The organism is Ulvibacter sp. 2305UL32-6 (assembly GCF_058148545.1).
Map to the genome: position 1 here is coordinate 327,560 of NZ_JBYVKA010000003.1, position 11,617 is coordinate 339,176.

Sequence of the window (11,617 nt, forward strand, 5' to 3'; positions counted from 1 at the left end):
TTCCAAAATGGTTTAATCTACTTTTAACTATTATTTATATCCCATTACAATTGACATAATAGTAACAATCATTTACATTGTTAGTTCCACAAGTATCTGGAAAGTGTTCACCAATAATTTGGTCATAATGAGCGCTTTTACTTCCACTACATGGGTTGCAATCGGGATACGAATAGCAGCACCCTATCGCGTTATGAAGTTTTGAAGTTGTCCCATTAGGTAGTGTTACATTGAGATCACCATCAGGGCAGTCTGATTGCGATATTTTTGAATAATTTGTTGAAATGCCAAATTTGTTCAATGGCTTGTTTGAGTTTTGAAGTTTCATAATATTTATTTTAAATGTTAAAAAATTGTTTTAATAGATTGACCAATGTCTTATATCTCCTATAGTCGTTGGGATTGCCTCTGTTGTATCAATGGTAAATCCATATACCTTTCGAGCTTCTTCATGGCGTTTGGACGGATTAAAAAACACAACTTTAAAATCCCATAGATCACGATCTGGTCGATAAAATTTACTTTTCTCAACAGAAATATCTGAAAGCTCAAGACCATTCTTGATACTTTCTTCAAAAATTTTAGAAGACTGAAATAAGTTCGTGGCTGCATAATTCAATGCGCGATCGGCTGGATTTCTTCCTTTATTTTGCAGTTCAAAATAAATTCGAGATAAAAAGTCATTTAGTTGGTTTGTAAGACCCGTTGATTTCTTACTTGACACTAAATCAACTAATGCTTTTGTATTCCAAGAGGCCATACCTCTAAGCACTGGTGTTATTGTAGGTACTTCCTGACCGGAGGAGAGCACTGTTGTTCCACTTATTATACCTGGGATAGCCACCCTTTCAATAGGGTTTTTAGTTTTATGTAAATCTGTAAAAAAGTCGATCAACATTTCATAGCCCTCTTTCGCAAAAGCACCTTTCGGTTTAACTGCATAAATTGGCACATCATTAATCATGACTATCCAACTTAATTCTTCAGCGAGATAAGTCTGCTTTTTAATATTTTCAATCAAGACGCCAATACTTAGTTCTTTACCTAAGTAATGGGTAAATGAATCTTTATTTGAATCGCTCAAAAAATCAAAGTGAATGTTGCCTATTACGTATACTAGCGCTCCTTCATTGGTTTGGTTGGAACTACATCCGCAGGATGAGGGCTTTATTGTAGCCTTTACAGGTTCACTTTTGTTTTCTTCTTCAATTCTAGTTTCATAATCTCCTTGTTTAGACCTTTCATTGAATACCTTACTATTTTCAGACATATCAGTTTGAATAGATTTTGTAATCTGATCGTTTTCCATAATTTGTGATTTTTGGTTAAAAATTTTATTTTTTTCATCGTATTTAGAGGTTGATGTTTTGAGAATTGGTTGCTCCTCATAGAAAGTTGGCCTCTCTGGGTGTCCAACATATAGGGTTAAAAATGGACTTCCCTTATTATCACAACCAGCACCCAAATGTTCAATTACAGCATTATGTTCAAGATCGAAATTCCATTTTTCGAATATCTCATAGGGTATTTTAAGTTGTCTACTTATCTGAACAAGATTGATCAAATTATGAGCGACTTTAATTTTTTTTCCTTCAATCAAACTAAAATCAACAGAGTTTCTCTGTTTTGATTCTTCCTTTATTCTTAAAAAGTTCTTAGTAAAGTCGCATTCACGAATGATGCTATAAATTGAATTATAAAAAACGTCACTTTGTATTTCATTGGCACTTCGAAATGGGCCTATCGCATTCTGAAATGTTCGTAATGCACTTTCAACCGTACTTTGATTTGACCAGTCGTAAACAAATATTTTACAATTCTTCTTATTAGGCGCCCACCCTAAGGCATAGGCAGCGTTTTCTTTTTTACCATCATGCAATTCAGAAAAACCAAAATATAGCTTATACAGAATTTTACCGTTTGTTTCAGAAACACCTAAAAAAGTTATCTCTTTTTCTGAAAGTCTATCTTTTATTACTTTTTCCACTGAGGTCGGAGCTTTCAAAAGAGATAGTAATCTGGCTTGTTTGGCTTTTATTTTTCTTCTTCCTGTTTCACCAAATTCAACAAAATAGCGATTCCTATAGATAATTGAATTAGTAAACTTCTGACTTGTGGATAGAACAATGTCGCCTTCAGACAGTTCTTTCCCTACTTCATAAGCCCTTAAGAATAGTGCCTTAAGCTCCATATCTTCGGTGTTTATGTTTAAATGAATAAATGGCTTGATGTATATCTGTTATACATAAATCTGGGAAGTTTTTTTCTATAAAGCACCATTCAGAGTACCTGGATTGGACTGGCATAAAGCCAGACATTCTATGCTCCCCAGAAGTTCTAATTATTAAATCTGGATTTGGAAATATTTGTCCTGCGGTATCTAAAAAATCTGACAGTTTCCCTTTTAAGGTTTTATTAAAGGCCAAATTCTGAGTCGCACGTTCAATTTCGTTAAGGCCTCCATAGTCTAAGGCTATATTAAACACACCTTTTTCATTAGCCCTAGTGCTATCTTCTACCGCTTTTACTCTTTCTGTCAAAAATTCTGGTAGGCGGCTTTTCCTTCCTAAATGGACTATCTTTATACTATAGCGAGCTGCTATTATTAGGATAAGCTTTAAAAACCCGTCATATATGTTCATTAGATGATGAACTTCTTCTTTCGGTCGTTTCCAATTTTCAGTTGAGAAAAGCCAAAGAGTTACCGTGTGAATTCCGTTCTTCCATAGTGCTTCCAATAATAATGGTGCAACTTTAAGAAAAGCACGACTATGACCTTCCGAAACTTTAAATCCATTATTTCTTGACCAGCGTCTATTTCCATCTGGAATAATGGCTAGATGATTCACGGTTTCAAACCATTCTGAATTCATGATTTCTTTAGAAGGTTCGTTCTTATCATGAACCTCCAAATAATCAGTATTTCTACTAAAATTATACTCTTTTTGCAGTTTTAACAGATGAAGTGTACCCGTAATATCTAAAACCCCTTCTAAAAATTTTTCACATTGGTTTTGATTCTCTGAACACGGAGTGGCAGATGCGATTATTGCTTGCATCACTGCTAGCCCATCAATTTCAAGACCCAGCTTAAGTTGCCAGGACAAGTATAAGGCAATAAGCCCTGAGATTATTGGTGTTGCAACCGAAGTTGAACAAGATTCATTATAGGTGTTATGCAACCCAGCAGTAGTAAATGTGGTAAACGGAACTAAAATTCCTCCATCTTTATAATGGGTTCCGTAGTTGCTAAACTCAAATGGAGTCCCATCTTCTTTGACCGCACCCACTGCCAACACTCCTGGTATACTTGCGGGTATTTGACTACAATTACAACCGTGATTACCCACAGCCGATACTACAATGACATTGCTTACCCTAGAAAACTCAATTGCCTGTCTTAGCTTTAAGCTAGAATGAAGCACTGATGATAATTCTCCCGCACTAATATTAATAATATCCGCGCCCTTTTCAATGGCTAACATTATAGCATCCGCAAGCCGATCTTGTGAGCAAGCCTCCTCATACTGATTATATAAAGGAACTATAATTCCAGAAGCATTTGGACAAACACCTTTAATTGACCCTGCATGATTGCCAAAAATTAAGCTAGCAACAGCCGTACCGTGATATGACATTTGATGATCTGCTTTCGTTTCATCATATAAATAACTGATAGTAATTTCACTAAGATTTAAAGAAGGATGATCTAAATCAGGTCTACCATCTAAAACGGCTATCCGAATCGCTGGATCGCCCAGAGTATTCTGCCATACATGATGAATATCATCCCAAAGTTTCTTATTTGTTTTCAAAATGCTTTTAAATTTAGTTCGTGATACTAAGTGCATTTGAAAATGTTCGTGGGGTGCAATCGTGATCGATTAGCAGTGGGAATACATTTTAATATTGTGGGAATGCCTTTATTGGTGGTGGGGAAAGATCAAATTATATTTAATCCTTAAAGAAGGAGAGGCTTTCTACTCGAAATTCTCAAAAATAAAGTATAAAAATTTATATTTAAGTAAATAAGCATACTTGCCAGATGATAAATGTACAGAATTAATGGATACGTTTTTATAGGAAAAATCCTGTTTCTTGTTCTAGGAAAAATCCTGTTTGACTAAAAAATAATTATTAGTAAGGTGTTTAATACCATATATTTTCAAAAAACATTTCGGCTATTTCGATGCTCGTTTAAACAAAGTTTGTTTTTTAGATAAACAATATATCTACTTTATAGAACAAACCGTTCTACTATTGAATCAATAAATTTTTATATCTTTAATACGATATCTCCTCAATATACTCTCGTGGTTCAAACCACTTTAGCATATTTTTAATCAGTTATACTGTTTCCCAAAACCCTTTATTGACAATTGAACTAATTTAAAGTTGAACGCCAAACTCATATACGATGGATATAATTGAAATTGAGAAATCGGTTACTATTGCAGATCCTACAGCAACCATTACCATTGCCACAGACCATACAAATGTTATTGGCACAGAGTCATATCACATTGTTGACATTCCTGACAATGATAATTATTTCGATTTTGAGTGGTCTAATGAAGGTAATACCATCATTGGGATTGCATCCAAATTTATAGGAAAACGAGTAATCATATTCTCTAAAGCTGTTAATATCAAAAAGGATGTTAAAGATATTAAATTGAACTATTTGGTGAATGGTGACGTCTGTTACGCACATGTTAATAGCAAGGCTGAAGAACCGTTACCCTCGATCATGCTAACCATAAGCTTTACGTCATGAAAAATTTTCTTCTAGCTTTTATTGGAATTTTCTTGTGCCTTGCTAATACCAGTGTTGCTCAAAATAGTGAAGATATCAATTTGGACGCTTTAAAGTCGCCATCTTCACCGGCCTCGCAGATCATTGGCAATCAACCAAGTTCAATCACCCGACCAAAGTCTTGGAATGAATTTGAGCTAAGTCTCTTTACAAACTTTTTTAATGATGAAGGAAATATTGATCTAAATCGTGTTATTAATATTGAATTAGCACCTTATTGGCTTAAAAAAGATCGGAAGATTTCAACCAAAGATTTTATATTTCAAGATGATCCTGTTGAAAATTTAAAACAGAATTTTACTATTTCACTTGCTACTGCCAACAATTTTATCCTTAAAGATTCTCTAAATGGTAAGAATTCTGCCATTGCGGTGGGTATGCGAACCATGTTATGGCGCGGAACAAAAGCTGAAAAAGAGGCGCTTGATAACCGCTACGCTTTTTTGCGGGATGATCTTTCGGCTACAACCAGAATTGGGTTTTTGTCTGTTCGTATACCATGTGATAATTGTACCAAAGAGGCCTATTGGGCATCTTTAAAAAGCGCTATGGAATTGCAAGGAATGGACCGATTTTTCCCGGCCTATGTTGCCAAAGAATACATTTCAGAATTAATGTTAAAAATTGAAGAAGATCTAATGGTAAATTTGGAAGATACTTCGGAAGATGGAAAGGATTATGCCAATTATATCAAGACAATTTCCGAAGAGAAGTACTTTTCAAACCTTAAGGAAAATGCCCAGATCCTAACCGATATGATAGCGGACAGAAAAGGGTTTAAATTGGAGCTTGCCGCAGCTTTAGTTGTTGATTTTCCTTCAAATGAAACTACTTTTTCGACAGTACCACAATATGCGTTTTGGGTAACACCCAGCTATCAGCCCTTTGATACAAGCTGGATCGAATTTTTAGGAGTGGCTAAATATCAAGGTTTTCATTTAGACTACTATCAACCGTTTTTAAATCAAAACAGCTATAATAAGAGTGCCTTAGATCTGGGCTTAAAACTAGTTTTAAAATCTAATAAATTTTCTTTTGAATTGGAAGGCGCGAGCCGTAGAGCCACTCAAGAAGTGAGAAATTTGTCTAACGATTTTAAAACCGAGACCATTTCAGAAAATAAATATGTGGCTCGAATAAATTACAGAATTTCAGACCAATTTGTGATCACTTACGATTTTGGGAAGGACTTTTCGGTTCTGGGCGATTCTCCTGGGTCGCTTATTTCTCAATTTGCGCTGAACTACGCCTTGGGCGCATTTAAAACTAAGAATCTTCAATACACAACTAACGAACCCAAACCATGAGAAATATATTTATTGTTGTTTCGGCGGTTTTACTCTTAGGCATTTTAGCATTTACAATATATAAAATTGCCAAGTTTTTACGTAAAAAACTCGATGTTGTACTTGTTGATTTTGCCGTTGGATTTTTAGTAGCGGCTCTTGTTTTTGAGAACGGATTTAGAAAGTTATTTCAATTTCTTCGGTCAACATTTAATGCGGCATATGATCTCTTTACTTCTTCAGAGGCATCCCAAACGATCAAGATCGAGAATTTTATTAGTGATTTTGTAAGTAATGAAGGACTTTTAAATGTACTTATTCTTATTGCATTTATTTTTATAGGTAGTTATTTGTCTTCTTTAATCCGGATCAAATATCACATTGGAGGCAAAGAAAAGAATTTGGACGATGCCGTTTTTGAAAAACGCGATGTGTTGCTTAAAAATATTGTTACATCAATCATAGTGATCCTTTCCATTTATCTATGCATCTCAACGCTTATTGCGGTTAGTTATTTTAGTGATTCAAAACTTGTAAAAGATGATGTGGTTGAAACACTTAGAGCAGAATTTGAAAAAAATAAAATTTCTGATGACACAAAGAAAACATACTACCTAAGTACTATAAAGAATATTCAACAGGAAATTGAAAAGGACAGTTTGCTTAATGAAAAGCTCGGGCTTTCAATATATACGCAAAGTGTGATCAATAATATTGAACACCAATATGACCGTTTGGAACAAGAACAAAACAATGCGCTCAATATTCTTGATGAAATCAACCAAAAGAAAGTAAGCAATGATTATAAGTTGATCTATCGAAATAAAATTATTAATTGGTATTACAATTTCAGAAATAACTGGAAAAATTATGTAAACAACGATTTTCAAAGTTATTTGGTAGTAACTAATAAGTGGATACAATTGGAACAAGCCAAAACTGACACTAATTATTTTAGTGATCAATTGCAGATGAATTACAACTATCCCTCATTGAAGGAGTTTGATCGGGAAGAGGAGTTTGTAAAAGATGATGTTTTCAATTTTATTGCTGGCTGGTTAGTTTCCAGCATGTCTTATCAATTCATCATTATCGCGGGACTCATTGGTTTCGGCTTTTTAGGTGCGGCGGTATCAACTTTGATCCGTGAACGTAGCGATGAAAAAGATGAAAACCCACTACTTTTAACCGACTTGCTTGGGGTTATTATTCGTGGTTTTACAGCAGCCTTAATTATTTTTTTAGCCGTAAAAGGCGGACTATCAGTACTTGTTCGAGATGCAGTCGAGTTAAATGCTTATGCCCTTTTCTTTACTTGTTTTGCATCAGCTGTATATAGCGAAAATGCTTGGGCTTGGGCAAAGAAAAAATTAATAACAGACTTAGATAGTTATAAGGAGGCCGAAAAAAAGGCAAAAGATACCTCAACACAACGAAAAAAGGCACTTGAACCAAAAGCTGCATTTGAACGTATTACGAAAAAAATGTCACAGCAAGATACGACAGATTTAAAAGAAAAGGCACGATCTATTTTTAAAGAGATCGATAAAAAAATGAAGCACTGATATAAACAATAAAAGCCACTATATGTAGTGGCTTTTATACTTCCAACTCCTATCGAAGTCATTAAGAACAGATGATACTTTGGTTAAGCTTTGCTTCCTAAAAGGAGGAGCTCGTTACAAAAAACTTCGGTCGTATATTTCTTTTGACCATCCTTGTCTTCCCAAGAGCGATTTGTTAGCTTTCCTTCAATTGCGATCTCTTGTCCTTTACTTACATAGTTTTCAACAATATTTACAAGTCCGCCTTTTACAACAACGTTATGCCAGTAGGCACGTTCTACTTTTTTTCCATCCTTGTCTTTATAGCTATCATCAGTAGCCATAGAGAATTTTGCCAGTTTGTTGCCATCAGCAAAAGTTATAATTTCTGGGTCTTGTCCCAATCTTCCAATCAACTGTACTTTGTTTCTAAGTGCGTTCATAATTTTAAATTTTAATGTCTGCCCGAAAGCAGACGGGTTTAACAGTTAAGGTTATATCAAGCCACTCTGACTTGACACTGCAAACATAAAACCCAATGGAAACGCGAATCGGTTACTAACTACTTACTTTCGTTTATAGTCGTTTACAAACGTTTGTTGTTGATTAATAATCAGAAAAATAGGGACTTATATACGTGCTACCACAAGAGTGGGTAGATTTTCTTTGTTAATCCGTGGAAAGATTTTTTGGAAAGTAAAGCATTGAACCTCATAGCGATGTATTACTATGACCTAATGGCAACGGTTAATCCGTTAAGGTTTTACTTATAGGCATGAGCCTGTATTAGAATGATCGTTTTGCGCTTGGCAATGATATGTCACGTCGTACCCCGCCATACGCTCATAAACGAGGCGCAATATTATTTAGTTTCCTTTTCCTTTGGTTTAGGAATAGAAACCTTTAAAACATCGTCGAAAGAACCCTCTATGTTAAGAGAATGATCTTTCTCATGTTTTTCTTTATGCTTTAAATCATCTTTTTTCATATTGTAAAGGTAATTATTTAACTTTATATTAATTTACTAGACATATTATTTAAAGACATAATGACGTTCTTTATTCTATAGGTACGATAGTTGCTTATAGTATAGAACATATGATTAATACTTTTTTTTATATATTTGCGATGTTAACCAAACAAACCATGAATAATAATAACTTATTTTCTATTGGTAAGGGCTTATCTATTTATACTAACAAACACCTTACTACAAATGCCAAAGGATTTGTGAGAATAGTTCAAACTAAGGGGGATTCTATAAAATCTACAAAGTTTGAACCTCCAAAAATTGGCTCTAAAGGCTTAGGAAGGTTCCACGTTGAATTAAAATAATGTCTGGAAAGCCGAAAAACACTTCTGATAACAAGTCTTCTAACCGTAATGGTTTAGATTCTGATTTGGTAAAAACATTCTTAGATGTTCAAAAACAGAAGGCTCAAAACGAAGTTAAAAATTTAGATCTCGAAAAAGAACGACTAGGGCATAATTTTAAATTAGCTAATAAGTCATTAGACATTCAAGCTAGTTTCATAAAAGAAGAACTACCTCAAAGGCGTAAAACAATATTATTAGTTAGCGTTATAGGAATTGTTATACTATGTATCATTTTATTCTTTATGTGGCTTCTTATCAATAAAGGCTATGATGAATTTGCAGATAAACTAATCACATGGGCTTCTTATGTGGTTGTGGCTCTAGCATCTTATTTTGCAGGCAAAAGAAAAAGATCATCTAATGATGATGATATTAATGATGATATTGAGGATGCTGAAATAATGCCTTAAAATTATCTAGTTAATTTATTATATGTCAATACGCTTTCGCTCTGCCCTAAGAAAGTTTCAAAACGCTGTTGGCTTGTCAAATTTCTAGTATTATAACGGTTCGCATATTCGTCTAAATAACGCTCTAAATGCTTCTCACTTACATGGTGGTATATTCCGTTAATACCTCGCTTTAACTGGCTCCAAAAGTTTTCTATCGTGTTAGTATGGCAGTTTCCTACAACATACTGACTGGCAGAATGTACAACCGTTCTGTGCGTGAATGTTTTACCCACGCGGTTATATATCTTGCTTTCGTCTGTATGAATTTCAGCACCTTTTACAATGTGCTTTTCTAGTAGTGGTAAAATTTCTTTGTTGGTAGCACGTGAAACGTGTTTAACAACGATGTCCCCACCACGCTCAACAAAGCCTACAGCCATTTTCTTCGGTTGGTACGGTGTACCATCGTTCTTTAGGCTTGGATTAGATTTAGAACGTTGCTTTTTAAAGTGCTTGTTCCCCTCTTTACCGCCAATGTAGGCTTCGTCAATCTCTACCATATCGGTAGCCCCTAACATTTTAGGAGATTTTTCACGAAGCATTTCTCTAATTCTGTGAAGTACAAACCATGCAGATTTTTGTGTGATGTTAAGATCACTCGCAAGCTGTACACTAGAAATACCTTTTTTATGATTGGTAGCTAAGAAAATAGCAGCGAACCACGTACGTAATGGAATCTTAGAGTTTTCAAAGATAGTACCCACCTTTACAGTAAAGTCTTTTCTACATTCCTTTTCCGAACATCTGTAGCCTCTTTTTGTGCTGTATGGAGCAGTACCACCACAATGAGGACAAGAAGGCTCGTTACCCCAACGGATTTGCTCGTAGTATTCAATACAAGTACTTTCCTCTTTGAAGTAGTCTAAAAGCTGTATAAGTGATTTGAAGTTCATAGCGTTCGTTGTTATTGTTATACAAATATATTCGAATATATTGACATAAACAAAGATGAATACAACTATTTTCGAGTATAATTGTATTTATTACATATCTTTGCCATATGACTACATATAAAGAACAACGTGCGAACCTAGAGTACTACGTTTTACTAAAAGACGGTGATGTGCTTGGAACTTTTGGAAATTTGAAAAAAGTTTGTGAGTTTCTGTCGGAAGAAGATTTCTATTCTTACAATACCATAGTAAGAAAAAAAGACTTCCCTGTGATCTATAAAGATTATAAGGTTTTTAAGGTAAAGCACTACTAAGATTTTTTTACTTTTCTTACTTGTGGTCTATAATCTGGATTATCATAACTGTAAAAGTCATAAACCTTCCCTGTAGGACTTATGAAACAATAGAACCTAAACTGCGATAGCTTGTCTGAAAGAGTCTGACGAGTGATAAAATTTGTTTCAAAACCAATCATTGCATCAACTATATCCGTTAGTGTTTTGCCTGCAAATATTATTTCATGATTATGTATTACAACAATTATTTGTCGGGTTCTTCTATCCATAATTATGCACAAATGTAAGAATAGTTAACATATCTGCGCACATTGTTGATAATTATATTGTTAATTCACTAGGTTATTACGCTCTTAGACGTTAAATTTGGACAATAAAAAACGCCTACTCCGTTAGGAATAGACGTTTTACGTTCATAAAAGTAAAATTTGAGTTTTAAGAGTTGCTCTTAATGAGAGAGGTTCTTACATCTTTTCAGGCTGTCATCATTATTTGAATGCCCTTAATTTTACTAGTTGTAGTTCAGGCCCACTAAGCTGAGCGACACTTACGAAATACAGAGGCTGCAACCTCTATACCGATTACCGACGTACTATGCGTCGTGTAATGCGAATCGTCCGAGTGATACGTACCGTCCTTGACGGAATACGAATCGTGACTGTTGTTCTAGACATTTGTTCTTGCGAATTAAATTAATAAAATGACGGAAATGGACTTTCCAAATCCCAAAAAGGGACGCTGTGAAGAGCGTCCCTTTAGTTTTAAAAAGCTTGGTGTTGCTGTTCTGTAGCACGCATTAAAAGCGTTTCCACCATATTATTAAATGTTCGATTTTCTTGATTTGCCATATCTTCTAATTTTTCTATAAAACCCTCTTTAAGTCTTATTGATCTCTGTTTAGTTTCTGCTTTTTTCATAACTCGTCAGTTATTTAGGTTAATAATAGTTCGAAT

Annotated in this window: 13 protein-coding genes; 6 read left to right on the forward strand and 7 right to left on the reverse strand. The window is 34.6% G+C overall.

Going from position 1 to position 11,617, the window contains the following annotated elements; all coding sequences use genetic code 11:
• Positions 1-34: 34 nt before the first annotated feature.
• The 3 genes from ACY2RU_RS11195 to uppS are packed head-to-tail and all read right to left on the reverse strand — an operon-like array spanning position 35 to position 3,815.
• Complete coding sequence (locus tag ACY2RU_RS11195; RefSeq protein WP_490138547.1) at positions 35-328, reverse strand: hypothetical protein; 294 nt, start codon at positions 326-328, stop codon at positions 35-37.
• Positions 329-358: 30 nt separating this feature from the next.
• Positions 359-2,191, reverse strand: a complete 1,833-nt coding sequence (locus ACY2RU_RS11200) for a cyanobactin maturation protease PatG family protein (RefSeq protein WP_490138548.1) — start codon at positions 2,189-2,191, stop codon at positions 359-361.
• A complete protein-coding gene (uppS, locus tag ACY2RU_RS11205; protein ID WP_490138549.1) occupies positions 2,181-3,815 on the reverse strand; it encodes a polyprenyl diphosphate synthase in 1,635 nt (544 codons plus the stop codon). The genes ACY2RU_RS11200 and uppS overlap by 11 nt, the downstream gene beginning before the upstream one ends.
• A 602-nt stretch (positions 3,816-4,417) precedes the next feature.
• Here uppS and ACY2RU_RS11210 point away from each other — a divergent pair.
• From ACY2RU_RS11210 to ACY2RU_RS11220, 3 genes are read left to right on the forward strand one after another with little or no spacing between them, the layout of a single operon-like run.
• The gene (locus tag ACY2RU_RS11210; protein WP_490138550.1) at positions 4,418-4,777 is read left to right on the forward strand and encodes a hypothetical protein; all 360 of its coding nucleotides are present in this window, start codon (positions 4,418-4,420) and stop codon (positions 4,775-4,777) included.
• Positions 4,774-6,123, forward strand: a complete 1,350-nt coding sequence (locus tag ACY2RU_RS11215; RefSeq protein ID WP_490138551.1) for a hypothetical protein — start codon at positions 4,774-4,776, stop codon at positions 6,121-6,123. The genes ACY2RU_RS11210 and ACY2RU_RS11215 overlap by 4 nt, the downstream gene beginning before the upstream one ends.
• Entirely contained in the window at positions 6,120-7,667 is a 1,548-nt protein-coding gene (locus ACY2RU_RS11220) for a hypothetical protein (RefSeq protein ID WP_490138552.1), read from the forward strand. Before ACY2RU_RS11215 ends, ACY2RU_RS11220 begins: the two co-directional genes overlap by 4 nt.
• Before the next feature lie 83 nt (positions 7,668-7,750).
• Here ACY2RU_RS11220 and ACY2RU_RS11225 read toward each other — a convergent pair whose 3' ends face one another.
• The gene (locus tag ACY2RU_RS11225; RefSeq protein WP_490138553.1) at positions 7,751-8,089 is read right to left on the reverse strand and encodes a single-stranded DNA-binding protein; all 339 of its coding nucleotides are present in this window, start codon (positions 8,087-8,089) and stop codon (positions 7,751-7,753) included.
• 419 nt (positions 8,090-8,508) lie between these two features.
• Complete coding sequence (locus ACY2RU_RS11230; protein WP_490138554.1) at positions 8,509-8,634, reverse strand: hypothetical protein; 126 nt, start codon at positions 8,632-8,634, stop codon at positions 8,509-8,511.
• A 158-nt stretch (positions 8,635-8,792) separates the two neighbouring features.
• On the opposite strand from ACY2RU_RS11230, the gene ACY2RU_RS11235 reads away from it, so the two are divergent.
• Together ACY2RU_RS11235 and ACY2RU_RS11240 are read left to right on the forward strand one after the other, a co-directional pair.
• Positions 8,793-8,981 carry a hypothetical protein gene (locus ACY2RU_RS11235; RefSeq protein WP_490138555.1) on the forward strand — a complete coding sequence of 63 codons (189 nt, stop codon included), beginning with the start codon at positions 8,793-8,795 and terminating at the stop codon, positions 8,979-8,981.
• On the forward strand, positions 8,981-9,433 hold the full coding sequence (locus ACY2RU_RS11240; protein ID WP_490138556.1) for a hypothetical protein: 453 nt from the start codon (positions 8,981-8,983) through the stop codon (positions 9,431-9,433). The genes ACY2RU_RS11235 and ACY2RU_RS11240 overlap by 1 nt, the downstream gene beginning before the upstream one ends.
• A gap of 2 nt (positions 9,434-9,435) precedes the next feature.
• Here ACY2RU_RS11240 and ACY2RU_RS11245 read toward each other — a convergent pair whose 3' ends face one another.
• Positions 9,436-10,368: an IS1595 family transposase gene (locus ACY2RU_RS11245; RefSeq protein ID WP_490138557.1), complete on the reverse strand. Its 933-nt coding sequence runs from the start codon at positions 10,366-10,368 to the stop codon at positions 9,436-9,438.
• 107 nt (positions 10,369-10,475) lie between these two features.
• Here ACY2RU_RS11245 and ACY2RU_RS11250 point away from each other — a divergent pair, with 107 nt between their 5' ends.
• Positions 10,476-10,682, forward strand: a complete 207-nt coding sequence (locus ACY2RU_RS11250; RefSeq protein ID WP_490138558.1) for a hypothetical protein — start codon at positions 10,476-10,478, stop codon at positions 10,680-10,682.
• 743 nt (positions 10,683-11,425) lie between these two features.
• Here ACY2RU_RS11250 and ACY2RU_RS11255 read toward each other — a convergent pair.
• Positions 11,426-11,581 carry a hypothetical protein gene (locus ACY2RU_RS11255; RefSeq protein ID WP_490138559.1) on the reverse strand — a complete coding sequence of 52 codons (156 nt, stop codon included), beginning with the start codon at positions 11,579-11,581 and terminating at the stop codon, positions 11,426-11,428.
• Positions 11,582-11,617: the final 36 nt, after the last annotated feature.